At 63.5% G+C, this 21,853-nt stretch carries 24 protein-coding genes; 13 read left to right on the top strand and 11 right to left on the bottom strand.

The window, feature by feature from the left end; all coding sequences use genetic code 11:
• Genes VSX77_RS12550 through VSX77_RS12560 form a run of 3 tightly spaced genes read left to right on the top strand, consistent with a single transcriptional unit; the run spans window position 1 to window position 2,663 of the window.
• The gene (locus VSX77_RS12550) at window positions 1-1,239 is read left to right on the top strand and encodes an acyl-CoA dehydrogenase family protein (RefSeq protein WP_338424947.1); all 1,239 of its coding nucleotides are present in this window, start codon (window positions 1-3) and stop codon (window positions 1,237-1,239) included.
• Complete coding sequence (locus VSX77_RS12555; RefSeq protein ID WP_338424948.1) at window positions 1,232-2,260, top strand: PDR/VanB family oxidoreductase; 1,029 nt, start codon at window positions 1,232-1,234, stop codon at window positions 2,258-2,260. Before VSX77_RS12550 ends, VSX77_RS12555 begins: the two co-directional genes overlap by 8 nt.
• Window positions 2,261-2,273: 13 nt before the next feature.
• The gene (locus tag VSX77_RS12560; protein ID WP_338424949.1) at window positions 2,274-2,663 is read left to right on the top strand and encodes a RidA family protein; all 390 of its coding nucleotides are present in this window, start codon (window positions 2,274-2,276) and stop codon (window positions 2,661-2,663) included.
• A gap of 4 nt (window positions 2,664-2,667) precedes the next feature.
• On the opposite strand, the gene VSX77_RS12565 is transcribed toward VSX77_RS12560, so the two are convergent.
• Together VSX77_RS12565 and VSX77_RS12570 are read right to left on the bottom strand one after the other, a co-directional pair.
• Complete coding sequence (locus tag VSX77_RS12565) at window positions 2,668-3,471, bottom strand: hypothetical protein (RefSeq protein ID WP_338424950.1); 804 nt, start codon at window positions 3,469-3,471, stop codon at window positions 2,668-2,670.
• Complete coding sequence (locus VSX77_RS12570; protein ID WP_338424951.1) at window positions 3,471-4,772, bottom strand: spinster family MFS transporter; 1,302 nt, start codon at window positions 4,770-4,772, stop codon at window positions 3,471-3,473. Before VSX77_RS12570 ends, VSX77_RS12565 begins: the two co-directional genes overlap by 1 nt.
• Window positions 4,773-4,943: 171 nt before the next feature.
• On the opposite strand from VSX77_RS12570, the gene VSX77_RS12575 reads away from it, so the two are divergent.
• The 3 genes from VSX77_RS12575 to VSX77_RS12585 all read left to right on the top strand — a co-directional run bounded on the left by VSX77_RS12575 (window position 4,944) and on the right by VSX77_RS12585 (window position 9,108).
• Entirely contained in the window at window positions 4,944-5,945 is a 1,002-nt protein-coding gene (locus VSX77_RS12575) for an extradiol ring-cleavage dioxygenase (protein WP_338424952.1), read from the top strand.
• Window positions 5,942-7,426: a carboxylesterase/lipase family protein gene (locus VSX77_RS12580; RefSeq protein WP_338424953.1), complete on the top strand. Its 1,485-nt coding sequence runs from the start codon at window positions 5,942-5,944 to the stop codon at window positions 7,424-7,426. The genes VSX77_RS12575 and VSX77_RS12580 overlap by 4 nt, the downstream gene beginning before the upstream one ends.
• 107 nt (window positions 7,427-7,533) lie before the next feature.
• Window positions 7,534-9,108 (top strand): class I adenylate-forming enzyme family protein, encoded by a 1,575-nt coding sequence (locus VSX77_RS12585; protein ID WP_338424954.1) that lies wholly within the window; start codon window positions 7,534-7,536, stop codon window positions 9,106-9,108.
• A gap of 91 nt (window positions 9,109-9,199) precedes the next feature.
• Here the strand turns inward: VSX77_RS12585 and VSX77_RS12590 are convergent, their stop codons facing one another.
• Window positions 9,200-10,081: a haloalkane dehalogenase gene (locus VSX77_RS12590; protein WP_338424955.1), complete on the bottom strand. Its 882-nt coding sequence runs from the start codon at window positions 10,079-10,081 to the stop codon at window positions 9,200-9,202.
• 110 nt (window positions 10,082-10,191) lie between these two features.
• Window positions 10,192-10,812 (bottom strand): LysE family translocator, encoded by a 621-nt coding sequence (locus VSX77_RS12595; protein ID WP_338424956.1) that lies wholly within the window; start codon window positions 10,810-10,812, stop codon window positions 10,192-10,194.
• Between the two features lie 207 nt (window positions 10,813-11,019).
• Between VSX77_RS12595 and VSX77_RS12600 the strand changes: the two genes are divergently transcribed.
• Together VSX77_RS12600 and VSX77_RS12605 are read left to right on the top strand one after the other, a co-directional pair.
• Window positions 11,020-11,409 (top strand): nuclear transport factor 2 family protein, encoded by a 390-nt coding sequence (locus VSX77_RS12600; RefSeq protein ID WP_338424957.1) that lies wholly within the window; start codon window positions 11,020-11,022, stop codon window positions 11,407-11,409.
• Window positions 11,410-11,590: 181 nt separating this feature from the next.
• On the top strand, window positions 11,591-12,076 hold the full coding sequence (locus VSX77_RS12605) for a DUF1993 family protein (RefSeq protein ID WP_338424958.1): 486 nt from the start codon (window positions 11,591-11,593) through the stop codon (window positions 12,074-12,076).
• A 103-nt stretch (window positions 12,077-12,179) separates the two neighbouring features.
• On the opposite strand, the gene VSX77_RS12610 is transcribed toward VSX77_RS12605, so the two are convergent.
• The 6 genes from VSX77_RS12610 to VSX77_RS12635 form a co-directional block, all read right to left on the bottom strand.
• Window positions 12,180-13,574, bottom strand: coding sequence for a hypothetical protein (locus tag VSX77_RS12610; RefSeq protein ID WP_338424959.1), 1,395 nt, complete (start codon window positions 13,572-13,574; stop codon window positions 12,180-12,182).
• Window positions 13,575-13,838: 264 nt separating this feature from the next.
• On the bottom strand, window positions 13,839-14,264 hold the full coding sequence (locus tag VSX77_RS12615) for a nuclear transport factor 2 family protein (protein WP_338424960.1): 426 nt from the start codon (window positions 14,262-14,264) through the stop codon (window positions 13,839-13,841).
• Between the two features lie 42 nt (window positions 14,265-14,306).
• Window positions 14,307-15,122: a methyltransferase domain-containing protein gene (locus VSX77_RS12620; protein WP_338424961.1), complete on the bottom strand. Its 816-nt coding sequence runs from the start codon at window positions 15,120-15,122 to the stop codon at window positions 14,307-14,309.
• Between the two features lie 75 nt (window positions 15,123-15,197).
• Complete coding sequence (locus tag VSX77_RS12625) at window positions 15,198-15,992, bottom strand: AraC family transcriptional regulator (protein ID WP_338424963.1); 795 nt, start codon at window positions 15,990-15,992, stop codon at window positions 15,198-15,200.
• 135 nt (window positions 15,993-16,127) lie between these two features.
• Window positions 16,128-16,373 (bottom strand): hypothetical protein, encoded by a 246-nt coding sequence (locus VSX77_RS12630; protein ID WP_338424964.1) that lies wholly within the window; start codon window positions 16,371-16,373, stop codon window positions 16,128-16,130.
• The gene (locus VSX77_RS12635) at window positions 16,370-16,840 is read right to left on the bottom strand and encodes an Lrp/AsnC family transcriptional regulator (protein ID WP_338424965.1); all 471 of its coding nucleotides are present in this window, start codon (window positions 16,838-16,840) and stop codon (window positions 16,370-16,372) included. The genes VSX77_RS12630 and VSX77_RS12635 overlap by 4 nt, the downstream gene beginning before the upstream one ends.
• Before the next feature lie 124 nt (window positions 16,841-16,964).
• Here VSX77_RS12635 and VSX77_RS12640 point away from each other — a divergent pair, with 124 nt between their 5' ends.
• The 3 genes from VSX77_RS12640 (at window position 16,965) to VSX77_RS12650 (ending at window position 19,597) form a co-directional block, all read left to right on the top strand.
• On the top strand, window positions 16,965-18,017 hold the full coding sequence (locus VSX77_RS12640; protein ID WP_338424966.1) for a Leu/Phe/Val dehydrogenase: 1,053 nt from the start codon (window positions 16,965-16,967) through the stop codon (window positions 18,015-18,017).
• A complete protein-coding gene (locus VSX77_RS12645) occupies window positions 18,017-18,271 on the top strand; it encodes a hypothetical protein (protein ID WP_338424967.1) in 255 nt (84 codons plus the stop codon). The genes VSX77_RS12640 and VSX77_RS12645 overlap by 1 nt, the downstream gene beginning before the upstream one ends.
• A gap of 102 nt (window positions 18,272-18,373) precedes the next feature.
• Complete coding sequence (locus VSX77_RS12650; RefSeq protein WP_338424968.1) at window positions 18,374-19,597, top strand: NAD(P)/FAD-dependent oxidoreductase; 1,224 nt, start codon at window positions 18,374-18,376, stop codon at window positions 19,595-19,597.
• Here VSX77_RS12650 and VSX77_RS12655 read toward each other — a convergent pair.
• Window positions 19,594-20,214: a DUF4126 domain-containing protein gene (locus VSX77_RS12655; protein WP_338424969.1), complete on the bottom strand. Its 621-nt coding sequence runs from the start codon at window positions 20,212-20,214 to the stop codon at window positions 19,594-19,596. The two genes, VSX77_RS12650 and VSX77_RS12655, sit on opposite strands and share 4 nt — an antisense overlap.
• A gap of 110 nt (window positions 20,215-20,324) precedes the next feature.
• Between VSX77_RS12655 and VSX77_RS12660 the strand changes: the two genes are divergently transcribed.
• Both VSX77_RS12660 and VSX77_RS12665 read left to right on the top strand, forming a co-directional pair.
• Window positions 20,325-21,122: an NUDIX hydrolase gene (locus VSX77_RS12660; protein WP_338424970.1), complete on the top strand. Its 798-nt coding sequence runs from the start codon at window positions 20,325-20,327 to the stop codon at window positions 21,120-21,122.
• A 169-nt stretch (window positions 21,123-21,291) separates the two neighbouring features.
• The gene (locus VSX77_RS12665) at window positions 21,292-21,519 is read left to right on the top strand and encodes a hypothetical protein (protein ID WP_041384001.1); all 228 of its coding nucleotides are present in this window, start codon (window positions 21,292-21,294) and stop codon (window positions 21,517-21,519) included.
• Window positions 21,520-21,853 lie beyond the last annotated feature (334 nt).

Raw genomic sequence — 21,853 nt, forward strand, 5'->3', positions numbered from 1 at the left:
ATGGAATTCGCACTGAGTGAGCGGCAGACGCATTGGCAGAACCGCGTCCGCGCGCATATCGAGGCGCATGTTCGGCCGCGCGATCCCGATTATCACGCGCAGCAAGCCGCAGGCGAACGGTGGAAGGTCCTGCCTGTCGTCGAGGAGGAAAAGGCGCGGGCAAAGGCCGCCGGCATCTGGAACCTGTTCATGCCGCCGCATTCGGGCGCAGAGCCCGTCGATAGCAGTTTCAAATTCGAAGGGCCGCAGCTTACCAATCTGGAATATGCGCTTTGCGCCGAGGAGATGGGGCGCATCGAATGGGCATCGGAAGTGTTCAACTGCAGCGCGCCCGATACCGGCAACATGGAAGTCCTGCAGCGGTATGGCACACGGGACCACAAGGAAGAATGGCTGCGGCCGTTGATGGAAGGCCGGATCCGGTCGGCGTTCCTAATGACCGAGCCCGCCGTTGCCTCCTCCGACGCGACGAACATTGAAACGCGCATCCGCCGCGATGGCGATCATTATGTCATCTCCGGCCGGAAATGGTGGTCCTCGGGCGCCGGCGATCCGCGATGCAAGGTTGCGATCGTCATGGGCAAGAGCGACCCCGACGCTCCCCGCCACGCGCAGCAATCGATGATCCTCGTTCCCATGGACGCGCCGGGAGTCGAGATCGTCCGCATGCTGCCGGTTTTCGGCTATGACGACGCCCCGCACGGCCATGCGGAAATCCGGCTCAACGACGTGCGGGTTCCGGCGGAGAATCTGCTGCTGGGCGAAGGTCGGGGTTTCGAAATCGCACAGGGCCGGCTGGGGCCGGGCCGTATCCACCATTGTATGCGTACGCTGGGCGTCGCCGAAGAGGCGCTGACCAAGATGGCCCGCCGCCTGAAGCAGCGCGTCGCCTTCGGCAAGACATTGTCGCAGCAGTCGGTGTGGGAACAGCGCCTGGGCGAAGCCCGCACGGCGATCGAAATGACACGGCTCCTTTGCCTGAAAGCCGCCGACATGATGGACCAGGCGGGCAACAAATCTGCGCAGGCCGAGATCGCGATGATCAAGGTTGCGGGGCCGCGCATCGCGCTGTCGATCATCGATGATGCGATCCAGGCGCATGGCGGCGCCGGCATCTGTGAGGATTTCGGCCTTGCGCGCGCCTATGCGCAAATTCGCACCCTGCGCCTTGCCGATGGGCCTGACGAAGTTCACAACCGGGCGATTGCCCGGCTGGAACTTGGAAAGGTCGATGCTTGAGATATGGGACCCCGAGGCTGGGTCAGAGAATGACGTGTGGGTCGGCGACATGATGGCTGGCGAGAAGGATGGCGTCATGACGCTACGCCTGACCGCTATTCATTATGGCGCACACGAAATGAATATCTATGAACTGCGCCATCCGGAAGGGAAGCCGTTGGCGCCGTTCACGGCGGGATCGCACGTCGACGTCCACCTTTTGGACGCCATGGTCCGGCAATATTCGCTGATGAACGACCCTGCCGAGCAGCATCGCTACCTGCTCGGCATCAAGCTTGATCGGCAAGGGCGGGGCGGGTCGGCGCATATCCACGGCAAGCTTCGCGTCGGCGACCTGATCCGGATCGGGGCGCCGCGAAACAATTTCGCTCTGGAAGAAGGCGGCGCGCCGGTCATCCTCATCGGCGGCGGGATCGGCATCACGCCGATGATCGCGATGGCGCATCGCGCCCGCACGATCGGCCTCGACCTGCAATTTCATCAGGTCGTCCGGACGCGCGAAGACCTGCTCAATCTGGATCAATGGCTGGCAGGCGCCGGAGCCATCGCCGACATCCACATTGATGCCGAGCAAGGCGGACGGCTGTTCGACCTGCGCGCGGTATTCCAGCGGGCACCATCCGGCGCTCATGTCTATTGCTGCGGCCCCGCGCCCATGCTCGACGCGTTCACCAGGGCGGCCGAAGATTTCGGTTGGCCGGCCAACCAGGTGCATATCGAGCATTTCTCGGCGGCGCCGATCGCGCCGTCCGACAAGGCGTTCGACCTGTTGCTCGCCAAATCCGGCAGAAGCTTCTGCGTCCAGAAGGGCGAAACAATCGTCGAGGTTCTTCGCGAAGCGGGAATCGACGTCGAGGTATCGTGCGAGCAGGGAATTTGCGGCGCCTGCGAGACGCGGATCGTTTCGGGCATCGCCGATCACAAGGACATGATCCTGTCCGATGCGGAAAAGGCGGCCGGGCAAACGATGATGATCTGCTGTTCGGGTGCGCTCAGCGATACGCTGATACTCGATCTTTAGAAGGGATGAACCGATGAGCCGCCGCGCCATATATATCGACGGATTTGCGCACGGCGCGCAGCCGATTCCGGCGGCGAGCCGTAAAGGTCCGCTCGTCGTGACCGGCGGCGTTCACGGGATCGATCGCGCAACCGGGGCGCTTGCCGAGGGGCTGGACGCCCAGGTTGCGGCGATGTTCGACAATCTGTCGGCAATTCTCGTGGCCGCCGGCGGGTCGATGGACGATCTGGTCAAGCTTACGGTCAAGGTCCGGTCGAATGACGCGCGTGAGGTTGTCAACCGGACATGGGTCGCCTGTTTCCCCGATCCGGCGGTGCGGCCCGCACGCCATACGCTTTTGGTCGACACGCTGCCCGGCGCGATGCTGGTGCAGTGCGAGGGCATCGCATTCGTCGAGGGCTGACGCCTCAGGTGCCGGGTATCACCAGAATCGGGCCGTCGGGGGTAGTGCCCGACAGCCGCACCAGCTTGAGCGCGGCGGCCGCGCCGGACAGGGCGGGGTCGTGTCGTTGCTCGACCTCGGGCGTGCGGTCGAAGATCGCTCGTCTTGCGACCGGTTCCTCGATGATCGATCCCTTTGCCTCGGCAGTCAGCGTGGTTCGCGAGGCGCTGTCGCGATAGAGGAACGAGATGGGCTGGCCCGCGCGAATGGCCTCGGCCAGCCCGCCGGTCGGATTACGCAGCCACAGGATCAATGTGTCGCCCCCGCGCGTCTGGACGGTGCCCCGCAGCGAGAGCGACACGCGGCCATCGTCGAGCGCATAGCCAACGGTCATGGGCTTTTGGTCGATAAGCGCGTGGTCGATGCAGCGCCGGACGTAGGCGGGCATTTCGGGCACGGCCTCTGGCGGCTTCGGGAACGCGAAGCTCTCGGCAATCGTGGTGATTTTCGCCTCGCCGTCGAAGTCGATGGTGAGGCGATAGTTTTCGGGCACGGCGCCCTTGCCGGGAAAGCGACCGCGGATCACGATCTGATTCGCCGTGTCGCCTTCACCCATCTCCCACAGGCCGCCGCCGAGCGCGGGTGTCAGCGCCCATTGGCCGACGAGCCGTTCGAACACCGCCTCGCGGCCGTTCGCCTCCCCCCGATTCCAGCGAAAGATGGGCTGTTCGCCAAGATATGAGGCGGCGGCCCGGGCCGCGCTATATTCGCCCGTACGGATGGCTGCGAGGACCGCCTCGGCCCCGGCGTACATGGTCAGGTTAGCCATCAGTTCTTCATCTCCCGGTTAAGATGCAGGCTGGATCGCCAGAACAAAAAGGCGGGGATCGGGGCGAGAGCCACCGCGATATACAGGACCCAGCGGACCGACTCGACGCCAGCGATTGGACGAAGCGCATCGGACAGCATGCCAAAGAAAAGCGGGCCAAGTCCGAGGCCGATAAGATTCATGACGAACAGGAAAATGGCGGTCGCGACACCGCGCGATTGCGGTCGGACCAGGCCCTGTACGCATGTGAAGGTGGGCCCGTAAGCGAGGCCGCTCGAAATTGTGGCGAGCGTGAGCAGGACGGCCGCAAGGCGCCAGTCGCCCGTATAATAGGCGCCGAGCGACAGCGGCATGGCGAGCAAGCCGCCCAGCGCCGGGCCGGTCAGGATATGGCGCGGGTTCCGCGTTCCATAGTGGGTCGCCAGCCATCCTCCGAGCCAGGCTCCGAACGCTGCGCCGATGCCGACGACCAAGCCCAGGACTGGGCCCGCGACGCCTGGCGTCAGACCGTGCGAGCGCATGAAGAAAATCGCCTGCCAGACATTCTTGCCGTAGCTGAGGAACGACCCCAGCGCCATCGCGGCGACAAGAAAGAGGAAAGCGCGCGACGCCAGAATCTCGTTCAGCACGTCTCTCATCGACGGTTGCGGCGTCGTAACGGGCGGAAGCAGGCCAAACTTCCGGGGGTCGCGGATAGCAATATAGGAAATGAGGCCGATAACTATACCGGGCAGGCCCAGTGATATGAGGGTCGCGCGCCACCCGAACAGTTCCGCAAGCCCGCCGCCCAGCCCCAGACCGAGTAGGGTGCCGATCGGCAGACCGAGTCCGTAAAGGGCAAGGGCAGAGGCCCGCTGCTCCTTGGGGTAGAGGTCGCTGATGAGAGAATGGGCAGCAGGCGTGCAGCCCGCCTCGCCGACACCGACGCCGATGCGGGCCATCAGAAGCTGGCCGTAGCTTTGCGCCATGCCGCACAGCGCGGTCATCCCGGACCAGAACGCAAGGCACACCGCGATCAGGCTTGACCGGTTCGTGGTCGGCCGATCGGCGTAACGCGCGATCGGGATGCCAAGGACGGTATAAAAAAGTGCGAAAGCAAGGCCGGTGAGCAGGCCGATTTCGGTGTCCGACAATCCAAGGTCGTGCTTGATCGGCTCGGCAAGAATATTGAGGACCTGCCGGTCGAGAAAATTCAAAGTCGAGATAATCATCAGCAGCCATAATGTGCCGCTTCTATATATCGAACTGCGGGGGTTTCCGCTGCCGACGGCTTGCTCGACCGGTGTTGCCTGCGACGTCATGGTCTTGTCTCTCCCTTGGAGAACGACCTAACATTCCCCCTTGGCGGCGCACTATAACTTGTGGACCCGTGATATAAGTAATTGCTGTCTCTTGGTTGACGTGCCGCAAAGCCCACCGCAATAGGTCGGCCAACAATATCGAAAGCCCTAGTCGGAACAAAGGGAGAGGTCATGGCCAAGATCGTATATGCCGCAGGAACAGCGCATTCGCCCATGCTGACCCTCGATCCCAAACATTGGGTTGAACGGGCGAAGGCCGATTACGCCAGCACGGCGCTCAATCTCTCCGACGGACGCATGCTCGATTATCCGCAGCTCCTCGAGCTGTCGGGCGGAAAATATCAAAGCGAGATCGAAATCGATCGGCTGACCGAAAAGGCAGATGCGTGTTCCGCGGCGCTCGACCGGCTGGCCGCGGACCTGGAGGCTGCGGCGGTGGACGTCGTGGTCATCGTCGGCGACGACCAGGATGAATTGTTCGGGATGGAGAATCTGCCGGCCATCGCCATATTCCATGGCGAGGAACTGGTGATGCATTCCTCCCCCGAAGACGGGCTACCCGAATGGCGCGTGACCGCGCGAAAAGGGTATGCGATGGACGACTATCATATCTTCCCCGGTAAGCAGGACCTTGCACTGGCGATGATCCGGGGGCTTCTGGATCGTGATGTCGACATCGGGAGCTCGGCGCGCGTCAGCGACCCGGCGCGCGCCGGCTTCGGCCACGCCTATGGCTTCGTGATCCGGCGGCTCTTTGGCGATCGGCAGATTCCCGTGGTGCCGATCCTGCTCAATACCTATTTCCCGCCAAATGTCCTCAGCGCCGCGCGCTGCTTCGATATCGGTCGTCATGTCCGTGCGTCGATCGAGGCGTGGGAGCCCGATTTGCGGGTTGCTATCATCGCATCGGGAGGGCTTAGCCACTTCGTCGTCGACGAGGACCTCGACCAGCGCGTGCTGAAAGCGATCCAGGTCGGCGATGCCGAAGCGCTTCGGTCGATTCCGCGGGAAGCCTTGCTGTCGGGGTCGTCGGAGATACTGAACTGGATCCTGGCCATCGGGGCGCTCGCGGGGCGTCCGTCGAGCTGGACAGAATATGTTCCACTCTATCGCACCCCGGCGGGCACCGGCGTCGGCGCGGCCTTTGCCTCTTGGCGGCTTGAAGAGGCGTGACCGGCGCGGACTACATCGTAAAAGCCCCTGCGGGGGATTTGCGCGGCGTGCGGGTCCCGGGGGCGATCGAGTTTCGCGCCGTTCCCTATGCCGCGCCGCCTACAGGCGAAAACCGCTGGAGACCGCCGACAAGTGCACCGCGGTGGTCCGGGATCCGCGATGCGACCAGCTTCGGTCCCGACGCCATGCAACGCGCTTCGCCCCTGCAGGCGCATTCGCGGGCGGCCGGTTCGGCGGAAGATTGCCTGTATCTCAACGTCGCGGTTCCCGAAGGCGGCGGCGAACATCTTCCCGTGATGGTTTGGTTTCACGGCGGGTCGTTCATGTTCGGAAGCGCATCCGATCGCCGGACCGATCCGGCGGTCTTCGCGCGTGATGGCGTCATCTGCATATCGGTCGGATTTCGCCTCGGGATTTTCGGGTTTCTCGCCCACCCCGATCTCGCTTCTGAATCGGAACATGGAAGCGCGGGAAATTACTCACTGCTCGACCAGATCGCCGCGCTGCGCTGGATAAGGGACAATATCGCCGCATTCGGGGGCAATCCCGACCGCATCACAATATTCGGTGTTTCGTCGGGTGGCGCAGCGGCCGCTCTTCTCCTTGTTTCTCCGCTCGCCAAGGGGCTGTTCAACCAGGCGATCCTTCAAAGCGCAGGCGCTTTCCGGCCATTAGCGGGGCTCGATCAGGCCGTCCTTGCGGGCGTTCGGCTCGGCGGGATTGCTGATTTGCGCGGTCGGTCTTCCGAGGAGATTCTGGCGCTGGAAACGAAGCTTGTCCCGGCCCAGCGCAGCCTGACCGCGGCGCGCATCCTGAGGCCGATCCGTGATGGCTGGATCATCCCGGCCGATGAGCATGTCGCTTTTTCCAACGGGCAGGTAGCGTCGGTGCCGACAATCGTCGGGAGCAACGCCGACGAGGGCAGTCGGCTCGTCGCCGACTGGAAGATCGACGATCGAAGGGATTGGGCCGCCATTATCGATGCGGATTTCGGCGCCGCGGCCGACGAGGCGAAGCAGCTCTATCCGGCTGCAGGCGACGTTCAGTCGCGCCAAGCCATTGCCGCTCTGTTCGGCGATACGCAGTTCCAGCTCGGCGCGCGCGAACTGGCTCGACGGCTCGGCGAGTATCAGCGCAGAACCTATCGATATCTGTTCAGCAAAAGGCGAGCAGGGGCACCGGACGGCCCGCATCACGGCGGTGAGATTCCTTATGTTTTTGGTCATCTGGACCGCCCGCCCGCCGGTGCGGCCACGGTGGCACCTGACATTCGCGACGTTCAACTGGCGAAATCGATCCGGCATGCGTGGGTACGGTTTGCGGCAGCAGGGTTGCCTGGCGACATGGACGGCATTGCCTGGCCGGAAGCCGCAAGCGGATCATTTCTGGAATTCGGAAACGAGACGAATGTGCGCTCTGAATGGCGAGAACGGCATCTCGACTTTCTGAGCGCTTTTCTGGGCATAGGGGCAAATCGATGAGCATATCGGTTTACGGTGATCCGCCAGCCGCTGCTTTCTACGCAGTCAGGCCATGGGAGAGACAGTATCCTTCGAACTGGGATATCCCGCCGCGAGAATTTTCGACGATGCTCGCCTGGCTGAAGGCGACGGTTGCCGAACGCGCCGACAGGCCGGGAGTATTTTATTTCGATGCGGTGATCAGTTGGGCAGATCTCGACGATATGAGCGATGCCCTTGCGGCCTGGATGACCGACCGGGGGGTGGCATTCGGCGATCGCATCGCGATCGTCCTGCAGAATGTCCCGGGCTTTGCCATCGCCGTCTTTGCGGCGTGGAAACTCGGAGCAATCCCCGTGCCCAGCAATCCGCTCTATCGAGGTCCCGAGCTCGCGCGGATATTTTCCGACTGCACGCCAAAGATCGTACTTGGCGATCCCGCGCAGTTTGCCCATATCCGAAGCGGCCTGGACGAGGCAGCGGCGGATGCCGAAATCGTTTTGACGGCTGCAGAGGATTACCGGGGAGACACGCTGCCGTCCGGCGAGGGATACCAATCGCTGACCGACATTCTGGACGCCAATCGCTCGCGCAAGGTCGAACTTGCCGAGCTGTCCGAAGATGATCTGGGTCTCATCATGTACACGTCGGGAACGACGGGAACGCCGCGGGGTGCGATGATCCGGCATCGGAGCATCGTGTCGAACGCCCTGATGTATCGCAACCTGACTTCGGTGACCGCGGACAGCCGGATTCTCGCCGCGGCGCCGCTATTTCACATCACCGGCTATGTGTGCCATCTGGGCGCCGCGGTGGTTTCGGGGGCGTCGCTGATCCTGCCGTTCCGGATGCAGGCTGATGTGATCCTTCCGATCATTCGCCAGCATCGTCCGACGAACATCACCGCGGCGATCACGGCCTATAACGCACTGATGAACGCGCCGGGGGTCACCGCCGAGGATTTCAGATCCTTCGACGCCGTGACGACGGGCGGCGCTCCGGTGCCGCCGGCGCTCCATGCCGAGGTGAATGACCGTCTCGGCGTGTCGCTGCACATCGGATATGGCATGACCGAGACGACGGCGCCCACCGTCTTCACCCCCTTCGGCGTGCCGATCCCCGCCGACGGCGATCGGGGCGTCCTGTCGATCGGTATACCGATCCCAGGGGTCGAGATATTGATCTGCGACGATGATGGTAACATCCTCCCCCCGGGAGCCGAGGGCGAGCTTTGGATGCGGGGCCCGCAGATCATGGCTGGCTACTGGCGGCGCGAGGCTGAAACGGCAGCGGTCCTTACCGACGACGGCTGGCTGAAGTCGGGCGATATTGCGATTATGAACGCGGACGGTTGGATATTCCTGGTCGACCGTAAAAAGGACGTGATTATCGCCTCCGGCTTCAAGGTCTGGCCCACCGAGGTCGAAGATGTGCTCTATTCGCATCCTGCCGTTCGCGAGGCAGCGGTTATCGGCGTGCCGGACGCCTATCGCGGCGAAACGGTGAAAGCGGTTGTTTCGCTCAAGCCCGGCGCGACTGCCACCGAAGATGAATTGCGCGATTTCTGTAGGGATCGGCTGACCGGCTACAAACAGCCACGCATGTTCGAAATTCTCGACGATTTGCCAAAGACGGTGACTGGAAAGATTCACAAGGTCGCGCTTCGGGAGGCTCATTCGCCGCCCACCGCCGCCCGAATTTGACGGGCGCGGTGGAAATCCAACGCTGTAAAGATTTGTGCGGAGCAAGCGTCGTTGAACAGACCTTCACCTCGTGATCGCGTAGCGGCGCTTTTCAGCTTTCGGCGGCGCTGATGAATGCGGCGACCTCGCGTCCGATGGTATGCGGATGATCCTCCTGCAGATAATGGGCCCCGGCGCCGAGCTGCACGACGCGGCAATTCTGCAGTCCCGCGGCAAAACTCTCCGCAAAGGCTGGCGATACGAGCGCGCCGGGGTCGCCGGCAAACAGCAGCTTGGGGTAATGCGATGCCGCAAGATCGGCATGAGCCTGCTCCAGCATCGCCGCCACATCGGCCGGCTCGCCTGCGATTGGCAGCTCGTTGGGAAGCCGCCAGATCGGCTTGCGCGTGTTGGCGTCCACGAACGGCGCGCGATAGACGTTCATTTGCTCCTCGCTGAGTTCGCGCTTTATCGACCCCGGCAACACACGCTCGATGAAGGCATTATGCGTGATAATGGCGTCCTCGCCCGCACCCGGCGTACGGAACATGCGAAAGGTCTGGCGCGCCCCGTCCGACTGGTGAAATGCGTCCCAGTCGGGAAACGGCCGAATGAATTCCATGAACGCGAGGCCGCGGATCATTTCCGGGCGACGCGAAGCGAGATGGAAGGCGAGCGCAGTGCCCCAGTCCTGGGCGACAATATAGGCGGAATCGATGCCGGCGGCCTCAAGGAAGGCATCGAGGTAGCGGACATGATCGATGAACCGGTACTCGATGTCGGGTTTACCCGACTGTCCGAAGCCGATGAGATCGGGCGCGATGCAACGCGCGACCGGTGCCACATGCGGAAGAATGTCGCGCCAGATATAGGACGATGTCGGGTTGCCGTGCAGGAACAGCGCGACGGGCGCCTCGCGCGACCCTTGCTCCCGGTAAGCCATGCGGGAATCGAGTACGGCGAGGGTGGGAAGTTTTTCATCGGCAAACGTCATGGAGTCCTCGTCATATTGTAGATTTTAAGGGGTTATGGACAGGCTTTTGCAAAAACGGATCGTTTCAGGCCCCCCGATCGCGGCGCGGGGTGGTCGCCGCCGCGCGCCGCTTAACGCTTCAGGCTCGCCATTGCCAAACCGGCGGACATTACCGCCGCGCCGCCCGCGCGCTGGCACCACTTCCTGACGCCTTCGCGTCGGATCAATCCCGAGGCGGTGGATGCCGTCAAGGCATAGAGTGTGTCGGTCGTCGCTGCGATCACGGTGAATGTCGCGGCAAGGAGCGCGGCCTGGGGCAGATAGGGCTGGTCGGGCCGAATGAACTGAGAGGCGAAAGCCACGAAGAACAGGATGGTCTTCGGGTGAAAAGTCCCGACGGCGATATTCGTCATGAATGCCGCGCGCGGCGTAATCGGACGTGATGCGGAGCGTTCTCCGCCATCGCCGCTGCTTCTTAAGATGGCGATGAGGCCGATCACGATCAGGTAAAGCGCTCCGGCCCATTTTAGAATCGCGAAGGCGGTGGCCGACGCCCCCAGAACCGCGCCCGCGCCGGCAAGCGAAACCGAAATCGCAAGCGCGTTCCCAACCGCCATTCCCGCAACCGAAGCAAGGGCGGTGGCACGGCCCGAGCTGAACGCGAAGCCGATAATGCTCGCCACCCCGGGGCCGGGGATCAGCGCCATCACCAACGAAGCGGCCGCCAAGCTAAGCCAGAGATGCAGGTCCATGTCGAGCCTTTCGGATCAGCGAATAGTCTATAGCACACGCCGGAAATCTCTCGGCCTTTTCGCGCGCCGCTGCACTGATCAATGCGGCGAACGGTCGAACCAAGCGGCTGAACATCACTGGCCTTTTCGTGCGTTATCGCCATTATAACGCGCAAGCGTCCAGGCGTAAGCGACCTGTACGAGCGGATTGGCAGGAGACACGAGGAGGTGACGGGTTGGCAGTTCGCCCGCGAATGGTGCGCGGCCTGGAACGCGCACGATCTCGATCGGGTCCTCGCGCTGTTCCATGATGACGTCGTGTTTTCCTCGCCGCTGGCGGCGGCGATGCTTCCCGACACAGCTGGCCGTATCGACGGCAAGGCAGCGCTTCGAAACTATTGGGCCGAGGGGCTTCGGCGCATTCCAGATCTGCACTTCACCATCGACGCCGTTTTCGAGGGCGTCGGAACACTGGTCATCCAGTATCGCAACCAGAAAGGCGCCCTCGTTTCCGAGGTTCTGGTGCGCGAGCAGGGCAGGGTGCGATGGGGTGCGGGATGCTATATTTCCGATCACGGCGGCCCGCAGATCAAGGCGCCGGGCGATGGTGCGGCTTGACCCATCCGGCCGCCGTCGGAGCGGCACAACGCCGGGCCAAGCTACCCGGACCCGATATCGAAATCGACGCAAGGCGGAGCGTTTTCGGCGGTGATTAATTGGCTTCAATCGTCGTCCCAGATGCAATCTTCCAGCAAAATTTATTAAAGGACACACAATGTCATATGCTCGCTATGCTCGAATGACTTTTCAAAACATGCTCGGAACGCTCGATCGCCTTGTCGACAAGGCAATCGAGGCAGGCATGACCGACGACGTGCTGGCCGAAAAGCTTACCGAGGATATGTTCCCGCTAGAACTGCAGTTCCGGGTCGCGCTCAATCAGGTGCTTCTCGCGCTCAACCAGGTTGGGGGGAAAGCTGTTCCGCTGGAAGAAGACTCATATCGCTCGCTCGCCGAGATTCGTCAGCGGATTGCCGAGGTCCGCTCGCAACTGGACGCGGCGGATGAAGCCGAATGGGCCGATGCCGCGGCCGTCGTCGACCTGACGCTACCCAATGGCGTGCGTTTCGTAATGTCGTCGGAAGAGGACATCCGCGACTGGATCATGCCGAACTTTTATTTTCATGTGACGATGGCCTATGCGCTGCTCCGCAACGCCGGTTTGGCGATCGGCAAGATGGATTTCATCCCGCATATGAAGCATTACAAGGTGGCGGCCGGATAAAGAGCCGCCGCCATTGCACATGACCGCGGGCCTTGGCGCCGCGCCTCTTTAGGTGCGGCGGCGAAGCGCCCGTTCGGTGACAGGCGTTGCGACCAAGGCGCCGCTAAGGCGTGATCCGGTACACATGATAGGTCCACTCGTGGGGGAATGCGTCGTCGAACCGGCCGTTCGCCGCCGTCAGAGTCCGGTTTTCGAACATCACCTCGACATTTCGGTAGTGCGCGATCTCCGGCGGCAGGGTGAAGGTGAAAGGCTGGGTAGTGAGGGGCGCGGGCGCGGGGCCGATCATCGCAAAGACATAGACGGCGCCGCCCTGAACCTTCAGCATCGTGTCCAGCGCGGCGTTGAACTGCCATTCATAGGATTGGGTATTCAGCACCGGCGCAAGCGTTTTGATCCGCCCGTTGATTTCGGCAAGCCGGGCGTTGGTTGCGGGCGAACAGCCATCGATGATCGCGTCGTTGGTTACGCACGCGCCGCCGAAATTATGCTTGAAATAGATGATGCCGCGCGCCTCGTTGATCAACGAACTCATGACGGCGCCCGCCATCTGGTCGGGCGTGATCGTTCGCCCCTGTCCGTTGAAGGGATGGCCGATCTCGACGAAGGCATAAATGGGCTGGCGCCCGACGTTGAAGGCGTCGAGGTCGCGCATCCGCTGCATCGTGACGCCATAGTTTGACGCGCGGCGGCATTCCGCGTCGGTCAGATTGCGAAGGCCGGTATATTCGCTGATCGGACCCGTGCCCGGAATGCGGACGGGCCCCTGCGCGTGGAGGCACACATCCAGGTCGGTGTACCAATATATGTCGGCCGAAAAGGCGCTGGTATAATCGTCGACGAACCGCCGTGCCTGCTCGTCGCTCTGCCAGAACATCACGCCCTTGCCGAAATTGGAGAACATCAGGCGGCCGTCGAACGCGGGCAGGCTGTTGAGCGCAGTCTGCATGATCGTATAGCCGCACGACGCATTCGCCGGCGAACATATCGGGCCCTGTCCCGGATAATTTCCTGTCCAGGCTGCGTCGCCGGCGCCGCCCCACATATCCGCCTCGTCGGGAAGGAGCCAGCCGACGGTCTCCGACGACAGGTTCGGACTGTCATGATGGCCGTGGATCGCATGAATGCCGTTCGACCGGAAAAGCGGCAGCGACGACGGATGTTCGATCTCGAAAGTCGCGTTGAAGCCCAGCGATTTATACGTGTCGATGTCCGATTGCTGGTTGGCGCGCATGTACCACGCCCCGACCGGGAAAAATCCGGGGTCAGTCCAGCCTGCGGCAGCAGCCTTGGGAAAAGCCGCATAATAGTCAGGGCCCCCCTCCCATCCGACCCGCGGCAGGTTGAGCTGGGTGATCGGGGGCGGCGTGGGCGTCGGCGTCGGGGTGGGCGACGGTGCCGGCGTGGGGGCCGGCGCCGGAGGATCTTGCGTATCTCCTCCGCAACCGCTGGTTATCGTCGCCAGCAACAGCGTCAGGGCTAGCGAAACTTTGTTCATGCCGCGATCCCCTCATCGATCCGGCCACAAGCTGGCGGACGGGGATGGCGGCACTGCTGAACCGGAATTATGGGTGTGTTCGACCGATGAAAGGGCCCTGCGGGCGCAACGCCGATCTAACCAACCCAAAGCCTCCAGATCTTGCCAACCCCGTCCGCGCAGCGGTGCGACCCATGCACGGCGCCTATCATAACAGAGCATGATGCCCCTATGATGACCCCCTCGTTCCAAAAGGTAACATAATGTTTCAACAGCAAAATTTGACTAGCCGGGGATGCGCTCGACATAGAGGATATTGGTAATTCGTCCGCCCTCGACCTGATAGACGGTCAGTTCGTCGGCGGTGCCGCCGTTTGCCAGTCCGGTGACGCGGTCGCGGACCATGACCTTGTCGCCGAGCCGGATGAGGGCAACGATTTCGACATGGAGGTCGGGGTTGGCGGCAAAGGATTTTTCATATGTGCGCCGGTTGTGCTCGACCCCCTCCGACGTCATCTGGCCGGGGAAGCGAAACTTCCGGATGGCGGGGTCATAAAGTCCGAGGAAACGGTCGATGTCGCCGGCATTGGCGGCGTCTGTATAGGCGCGGACGACGGCCTCGGGATCGGTTGGTGGGGCGGAGGGCGCTTCAGCACTTGCCGGGCTGGCGACGGCGAGCAGGGCGGCACAGGACAGGATTCGGAAGAACATGGAATTTCCTTTGTTGCGGAGAGATAGGTGAGGGGAGCGCGATCAAGTCGCGGACGCGATCGCCTTGAAAAAAGTGTAGCAGAAGGTGCCGTCGGGCTCGGCCGCCCGGTGCAAGGCGCGGATGCCCGCGTCGAAGCGGTCCGCCTCGACAAGGCCGGCGTCGACGGCAGGCTCGCGCACCCCTGCGATCATCGCGGCGAAGGTCCGGCGCGTGAACAGGTCGGACATGTCCGACCGTGCGCCGTCGGCATAGACCAATCGCGGCGAAACTTCGGCTGCCGCGAACCCTGCTTCGATCAGTAACGGATAGAGGCGGCGGCCGATGTTCGGGTCACCGCCCGCAGCGCGCTGAAGCTTCACCAGCGCCTCAACCGCGGCGTGAGCGGCGTCGCTGTCAGGGTGGAGACAGGTCGTTCCGTGGTCACCTTCGACAACCGTGATTGTCCCGCCCTCGCGCAAAAGGGAACGCAAGAGACGCAGCGCCGCAAGCGGCTCTGCCAGATGTTCGAGGACGAAGCAGACGAAGATATGATCGAACGACGCGCGGGCAAAGGGCAGGTCGAAGATGTCGGCCGCGATAAACCGAACGTCCTCCAGCCCCGCTGCCGCGGCGCGCGCTTTGGCCGCCGCCAGCGACGTTTCGGATATATCGACCGCCGTCAGGTCGATGCCGGGGCTCGACTGTGCGAGCCGCACCGTCTGCGCACCGACCCCGCAGCCCACTTCGAGGACGCGGCTGCCCGGCGGATAGACGGTGTCGGCGTGGAGCAGCGAGGCTAGCGCCGACGCCTGATCCTCCAGCCGCGCGCTTTCGCCGGTCTCATAGCCGTGCACATAATCGCGAACCTGATGCTCCATATGACCTCCTGGTGATTGACCGGAAGTCGGATGGCGCAATCGCCCGGCCGGGTCTTGAACGAAATTGCGGTGGGGTCAGCGCCGGGCGGCGGTATAGGCGCCGGGTGTCAGGCCAAAGCGGCGCGCGAAGGCGCGCGTCATATGGCTCTGGTCGGCGAAGCCGGCCGCAGCGGCGGCGTCGGCCAGCGCTGCGCCCTCAACGATCAGGTGGCGTGCGGTCTCCACCCGCCGTTGCACGAGATACGCATGCGGCGTCAGACCGACCGACCGGGCGAAGGATCGCAGCAACTGGAACCGGCCGAGACCCGACGCCGCCGCAAGATCGGCCAGCGTGACCGGCGCCGCCGGATCTTCATCGATCATCGCCCGCGCGATCGCGATCCCGGGCGTTCCGCGATCGGCGTGGCGGTGCTGTCCGCCGAGCGCTGCGACGGTCGCAAGCAATAATTCTTCGTGCCGCATCGCACCTTGGGCGACAACCGCGGTATCGAAGAGTCGCCTCGCGAGGTTCGCCGCACGGGGATCGCGCAGCACCGGGTGGTCGAGTTCGAAGCTGCCGGATCGGGCCGGCCAGATGTCTTCGGCCGCCCGGTTCACGACCGCGGGATCGAAGTAAAGGATTCGCCAGCTGCGCCCGTCGTCGCCGACGGGCGCGCCATCATGGACCTCGCCCGGATTGACGGTGATGACATCGCCGGGTCCAGCCTCCATTTGCCCGCGGCCACTGAGTGACATCTGGCCGCCGCTTTCGATCACCCCGATGCCGAACTGCTCGTGCATGTGCCGGGCGAACGCGCGCCGCGATCGCGCGACCACCGCGTGCGTGCCCGGTGTCTGGCATTTCAGAAGCTCAAAGTCAGCCGATCGCATCGCGCCACTGTGCCACCGCGATGCCCCCCGACGCAACGGCCTATCGCCAAGCCTTCTAGCGGACCAAAGTATGCCGCGATCAGCCCTCGCTACAGGGCCGATCCCGAACCGCTGAAGCAAACCGCTCTTCGCGCGTCAGTCGATCGAGCCATTATTTGGAAGCGTATCCGCGGGCTCTGCGGCTTCGGTAAACGTGGTGCCACTGCCGGGATCGTGGCACCGCCGCGGATAGCTGAGCATCGCGGGATTGCCGCGCGCCAGGCATTCTTCGAAGTTGCGCGGCGGTTTGGCGTCGAGCGCGCAGCCTGCGACCGACAATAGCAACAGGGCCGCCGCGCCGATCGTCGAGATGTTTTGCGCATGTTTCGGGCGAGCGGTCATTCGAAGCCCAGCGGCAGTTCGGTTGTCGCCTTGATCTCGGACAGTGCAACGGTCGAGTTGATTTCCTGGACGCCGGGCAGCTTGCTCAGCTGATCGAAGAAAAACCGTTCATAGGCATCGATGTCGCGCGCGACGATGCGCAGCATGAAATCGGTTGTGCCCATCAGCACATAGGCATCGAGAACCTCGGGAAAGCCCTGGATCGTGGCGCTGAACTCGTCGAGGTTGGCGCGGCCGTGGGCGTTGAGCTTTACCTGCGCAAAGACATGCGCGTTGAGCCCGACCTTGCGGCGATCGACGATCGCGACGCGCTTCCGGATGAAACCCTCGCGCTCGAGCCGGTCGATGCGGCGCCAGCAGGGCGACACGGACAGGCCGACGCGCTCGGCGATTTCGGCCGTCGTCTGATTCGCGTCGCGTTGCAATTCGCGGAGAATCTTTATCTCAAATGGATCAAGGTCGGTCATTGATTTCGCATATCAGTCAATGAACGAAAATTCTATCCTCTAGATCTGTCACTCAATGAAATTGCGATCAAGAACGCCCCGCCGGGTGGTGCAATAAGCACCGCGCCATTCAAGGAGAGTTTTCATGGTCGTCCGTCTTGCCCGCCTGGCCCCGCCGCTCGAATGCGTGCGCCTCTATGATCTCGAAGCCGGCCTCGACGGATTCATCGCGATTCACTCGACCGCGCTTGGGCCGGGGGCGGGTGGCTGTCGCCTGTGGTCTTACCCCGACGCCAGCCACGCGCTCGCCGACGCGGTGCGGCTCGCCGAGGGGATGAGCTACAAGAACGCGCTTGCCGGACTGCCGCTCGGCGGCGCGAAGGCGGTGCTGCGGCGGCCCGAGGGTGAATGGGACCGCGTGGCGCTGTTCCGTGCCTTCGGCCGCGCGGTCGAGGAACTGGGCGGGATTTACGTCACTGCCGAAGACGTCGGGACGAATGTCGAGGACATGCAGGAAGTCGCGCAAACGTCGCGCCACGTCGCCGGCCTGCCCTCGACCGAGGGGCGTGCGGGCGGAGATCCGTCACCATGGACTGCCAAGGGCGTGTTCGATGCGATGGCGGTCGCGGCCGAGTTTGCGCTGGGCCGGGGGCTCGACGGCCTGACCGTCGCGGTGCAGGGCACGGGCAATGTCGGCGCCGACCTGTGTCGCCGTCTGGCCGATGCCGGTGCGCGGCTGATGATCGCCGATGTCAATCCGGTACGCCGCGACCGTTTGAAAGCCGTGCTAGGCGCAGAAGTTGTCGACGTGTCCGAAATCGCCACAGTGGAAGCCGACATCTTCGCGCCCTGTGCGCTCGGCGGCGTACTCGACCGTCACACGGTCGCGGGCATGAAGGCAAAGCTCGTCTGCGGCGCGGCGAACAACCAGCTTGCCAGCCCCGACGTTGCCGCGCTGCTGCTCGATCGCGGGATCGTCTATGCGCCCGACTATGTCGTCAACGCGGGCGGCATCATCAACGTGTCGGCGGAATATCTGGGCGAGGACGTCCGCGACGTCGAACTGCGCGTCGCCGAAATCGGCCCGCGGGTCGGCGCGCTGCTCGAACGCGCGGCGCGGGAACGGCGCTCGCCCGCGTTCGTCGCCGACGAAATGGCCGAAGAAGTGATCGCGGGCGCGCAGCGTGCGGCCGCCTGATGCACCGCTTTGAAATCGACGCGATTCCCGACGCACAATCGCTGCCGCGCGTCGTCAATTTTTTCGCGCAGCGCGCGCTGATCCCGGCCGCAACGACGATGCGCCTGTTGCCGACGCATATGCGCATCGAGATTGTCGTCGCCGGGCTGAACGCTGCGCAGGCTGCCGTTATCGCCGCCAAGCTGGACGAGGGGGTGGCGGTTTTGCGATCCGATGTCGCCGCCGTCGATCTGCCGCTCCGTCTCGCCGGCTGACCGTTTTCAACTTTTTCTTTCGCAAGAAGGAGGCGAGGGCGACTTGCCCTGCGACGCCGCGCATGCAACGGCCGCGCTGACGAAGTGCGGGAGAAAAGCGCAATGCAGTTCGACGTGGTGATCGTTGGTGCCGGGCATGGCGGGGCCCAGGTGGCGGTGGCGCTGCGCACCCAGAAGTTCGACGGCAGCATCGCGATTATCGGCGACGAACCCGAGCTTCCCTACGAACGCCCGCCGCTGTCGAAGGAATATTTCGCAGGCGAGAAGGAGTTCGAGCGCATCCTGCTGCGCCCCGCCAAATATTGGGACGAGCGCGAGGTGACGATGCTGCTCGGCCAGCGCGTCGTTTCGGTCGATCCTGCCGCGCACAGCGTCTCCACCGCCGCGGGGCAGGCAATCGGATATGGCAAGCTCGTCTGGGCAACCGGCGGCAGCCCGCGGATGCTCCCCATCGCGGGCGGCGACCTGCCCGGCGTGCAGGGCGTGCGAACGCGCGCCGACGCCGATGCGATGAAGGCGGCGTCGCTGACTGCCGATCAGATCGTTGTCATCGGCGGCGGCTATATCGGGCTCGAGGCGGCCGCGGTGCTCCGCAAGGCGGGCAAGAAAGTCGTGTTGCTGGAGGCGCTTGACCGCGTGCTGGCGCGCGTCGCAGGGACCGAGCTCTCGCGCTTTTTCGAAAAGGAGCATCGCGATCATGGCGTCGATCTGCGCCTCGGCGTGTGCGTCGACGCGATCGAAGGCGACACCCGCGTCACCGGGGTGCGGCTGGCGGACGGCGAAGTGATCCCCGCCGACCTCGTCATCGTCGGCATAGGCATCGTGCCGGCGGTCGAACCGTTGATCGCCGCGGGCGCGGCGGACGGCAACGGTGTGCTCGTCGATCGTTTCTGCAAAACGAGCCTGCCCGACATCTTTGCGATCGGCGACTGCGCCGCGCACGCGAATGATTTTGCCGAAGGCGCGGTAATCCGCCTTGAATCGGTGCAGAACGCCAATGATCAGGCGAATGTCGTCGCCAAGCACATCGTCGGCGACGAAGTGCCGTATCAGGCGATCCCGTGGTTCTGGTCGAACCAATATGATCTGAAGCTCCAGACAGCGGGCCTTTCGACTGGGCACGATCAGGCGGTGCTGCGCGGCGATCCCGCCAGCCGAAGCTTTTCGGTCGTCTATCTCAAGGCGGGGAAGGTCATCGCCATCGATTGCGTCAATGCGACGAAGGATTATGTGCAGGGCCGGATGATCGTCACCGCCGGGCTTCGCGCGACGCCCGAGCAGCTTGCCGATACTGAAACGCCGCTGAAGGCGCTGCTCCCCGGCTAAGCGTCCAACGACGGCGCGTCGCCCAGCGCTTTCTTGAGCGTCGTCTTGATGTTGCGGAGCAGGCGGCGCAGCGCAATAATGACCACCACCGCAGCGACCGCAAGCAGGACCGCGATAACGATCGCGAGCGGCGGAAACGCAATTGCGAGCGCGAGCAGACCGCCGGTCGCGACATCTTCCCCCGTCGATACCACCGCGTTGCTGACGGGTTCGGGGCTGACATTGACGACCGCGCGCGTCGTCGCCTTCGCGCCATGGCTCAGTAGCGCGCCCCCGCCGCCGAGCAGGAAGGCGACCACCTGCCACGCCGGGTCCGACGTATCGACGAGCGCCAGCGCGAGCAGTGCGCCGCCCAGCGGACGGATAACGCTGTGGACCGCGTCCCACACCGAATCGACCCAGGCGACTTTGTCAGCCAGGAATTCGGCGATCGTGCCGACCGCAGCAACGCCGAGCACCCACGGGTTTGCGAGCACCTGGAGCGCCGCCAGATGTTCGGGGAGCGGCAACCAGCCGAAATGCATCGCCACTCCGGTCGCCAATATGGTGAGGTAAAGCCGCCAGCCGGCGAGCAGACTCAGGCTGCCTGCGACCCCTAAAATCTCGACGATTCCCAATGGCCTGCTCCCCGCCTAACCGTTTGGCACCGGACGGCATCTTGCACCCTCGCACGCGCGCCCGCAATGGCGGGATGACAAGGCCGAGCGGCGGGGTTATCGCCAAAGTCATGAGCGATGACATTATGCCATCCGTGCCCGAGGCGCGCCTGCCCGATGGCGCCATTCCCGCCGCGACGCTGGTCATCATGCGGCCGTCGGACAGCGGCGGCGCCGACGAGATATTGATGGTCAAGCGGTCGGCGAACATGGCTTTCGCTGCCGGTGCAGTCGTCTTTCCCGGTGGCCGGGTCGATCCCGACGATCACGAAGTTGCGCGCCGCCACGCGCCGGATATTGATCCCGCGGACGGGGCCGCACGCGTTGCAGCGCTGCGCGAAACGCTGGAGGAAACCGGGCTGGCGGTCGGGTGGCCCGGCCTTGTCGAACGCGACGTCGCCGACGTGCGGCGTGCATTGCTGGGCGGAACGCTGCTGTCGGACATATTGGCGACGCGCGACGAGCGAATCGCATTGGAATCGCTCGTTCCTTTCGCGCGATGGTGTCCCAATTTCAAAGAGGCACGAACCTTCGACACGCGCTTTTATGCCGTCGCCGCGCCGCCGCACAGCCACGAACTCACCGTCGAAGAGGCCGAGCACAGCCATATTTTCTGGGCGAGCGCCGCGGCGACGCTGGCGATGGCCGACCGCGGCGAGGCATCAGTGATATTTCCAACGCGCCGGAATCTGGAGCGCCTCGCACAAGTGCCGGACTTCCCCGGTTTTTCTGCGCATTCGCGCGACTATCCGGTCGAACTCATTACGCCATGGATCGAAGATCGCAATGGCCGCTCGCACCTCTGCATCCCCCCGCATCTCGGCTATCCCGTGACCAGCGAGCCGTTCGACAGGGTGCGGCGTGGATGATCGACCCGAAAACAATCTATCGCTTATTTAGAATTTACTAAGATTTCAGGATGTAGGGCAAAACGTCGTTGCAATTGCTGAAGCCTGTGCTTAGAAAGGCCGGGCAGAAGCAGACCGGGGAAGTGCCGCGGTGTGATTCGACAATAGTATCCAGTGGACGGAGAAAAAGATGAACCTGCTTAAGAAAGCTGCGATCTCCCTCGCAGCCACCTCGATGATTGCGGCGCCTGTCGCGGCATCGGCTGCTCCGGCGGCACGCGCTGCTTCGGCGGTTGACGGTCAGAGCGAACTCGAAGGCAGCACGAGCTGGATCATCGCGGTCCTCGCTCTCGCAGCTGTCATCGGCGGCATCATCATCGCGTCGGACAACGACGACGATGAACCGACCAGCCCGTAAGATCGGCTGATCGCTAAAGATACCAAAGGGCTCCGAGCATCGCTCGGGGCCCTTTGTGCATTCGCGGATAATCGTTCGCGGCGGTAGGCGTCATTGCGAGCGCAGCGAAGTAATCCCCAGCTTTCGCTGCGTTAGTACGGTGGCTGCAGATTGCTTCGTCGCTCCGCTCCTCGCAATGACGATGCGAAGCCGGCGGGCTCAAACCCACTTCGTGGGCGGACTTTAGAACGTCGCCGATTCTGGCTGAAATGTGATTCCTGCCTACCGGTCATCCCGGCCTTCGCCCCGATGACGAGATAAAAATGCAGCGTCTCGGCCAATCGGTCCTGTCCCA

It is taken from the genome of Sphingopyxis sp. TUF1, from assembly GCF_036687315.1.
Taxonomy (GTDB): Bacteria; Pseudomonadota; Alphaproteobacteria; order Sphingomonadales; family Sphingomonadaceae; genus Sphingopyxis; species Sphingopyxis kveilinensis.

Bases quoted from the DNA above. Each gene is read 5' to 3' on its own strand.
- VSX77_RS12575 (WP_338424952.1), top strand. From the start codon at position 4,944: ATGGCCAAGATCGTATATGCCGCAGGAACAGCGCATTCGCCCATGCTG.
- VSX77_RS12585 (WP_338424954.1), top strand. From the start codon at position 7,534: ATGCTCGCCTGGCTGAAGGCGACGGTTGCCGAACGCGCCGACAGGCCG.
- VSX77_RS12665 (WP_041384001.1), top strand. From the start codon at position 21,292: ATGAACCTGCTTAAGAAAGCTGCGATCTCCCTCGCAGCCACCTCGATG.
- VSX77_RS12620 (WP_338424961.1), bottom strand. From the start codon at position 15,122: ATGGAGCATCAGGTTCGCGATTATGTGCACGGCTATGAGACCGGCGAA.
- VSX77_RS12635 (WP_338424965.1), bottom strand. From the start codon at position 16,840: ATGACCGACCTTGATCCATTTGAGATAAAGATTCTCCGCGAATTGCAA.
- VSX77_RS12555 (WP_338424948.1), top strand. From the start codon at position 1,232: ATGCTTGAGATATGGGACCCCGAGGCTGGGTCAGAGAATGACGTGTGG.
- VSX77_RS12610 (WP_338424959.1), bottom strand. From the start codon at position 13,574: ATGAACAAAGTTTCGCTAGCCCTGACGCTGTTGCTGGCGACGATAACC.
- VSX77_RS12625 (WP_338424963.1), bottom strand. From the start codon at position 15,992: ATGCGATCGGCTGACTTTGAGCTTCTGAAATGCCAGACACCGGGCACG.
- VSX77_RS12590 (WP_338424955.1), bottom strand. From the start codon at position 10,081: ATGACGTTTGCCGATGAAAAACTTCCCACCCTCGCCGTACTCGATTCC.
- VSX77_RS12660 (WP_338424970.1), top strand. From the start codon at position 20,325: ATGAGCGATGACATTATGCCATCCGTGCCCGAGGCGCGCCTGCCCGAT.
- VSX77_RS12560 (WP_338424949.1), top strand. From the start codon at position 2,274: ATGAGCCGCCGCGCCATATATATCGACGGATTTGCGCACGGCGCGCAG.
- VSX77_RS12595 (WP_338424956.1), bottom strand. From the start codon at position 10,812: ATGGACCTGCATCTCTGGCTTAGCTTGGCGGCCGCTTCGTTGGTGATG.
- VSX77_RS12565 (WP_338424950.1), bottom strand. From the start codon at position 3,471: ATGGCTAACCTGACCATGTACGCCGGGGCCGAGGCGGTCCTCGCAGCC.
- VSX77_RS12650 (WP_338424968.1), top strand. From the start codon at position 18,374: ATGCAGTTCGACGTGGTGATCGTTGGTGCCGGGCATGGCGGGGCCCAG.
- VSX77_RS12550 (WP_338424947.1), top strand. From the start codon at position 1: ATGGAATTCGCACTGAGTGAGCGGCAGACGCATTGGCAGAACCGCGTC.
- VSX77_RS12615 (WP_338424960.1), bottom strand. From the start codon at position 14,264: ATGTTCTTCCGAATCCTGTCCTGTGCCGCCCTGCTCGCCGTCGCCAGC.
- VSX77_RS12630 (WP_338424964.1), bottom strand. From the start codon at position 16,373: ATGACCGCTCGCCCGAAACATGCGCAAAACATCTCGACGATCGGCGCG.
- VSX77_RS12570 (WP_338424951.1), bottom strand. From the start codon at position 4,772: ATGACGTCGCAGGCAACACCGGTCGAGCAAGCCGTCGGCAGCGGAAAC.
- VSX77_RS12645 (WP_338424967.1), top strand. From the start codon at position 18,017: ATGCACCGCTTTGAAATCGACGCGATTCCCGACGCACAATCGCTGCCG.
- VSX77_RS12640 (WP_338424966.1), top strand. From the start codon at position 16,965: ATGGTCGTCCGTCTTGCCCGCCTGGCCCCGCCGCTCGAATGCGTGCGC.
- VSX77_RS12605 (WP_338424958.1), top strand. From the start codon at position 11,591: ATGACTTTTCAAAACATGCTCGGAACGCTCGATCGCCTTGTCGACAAG.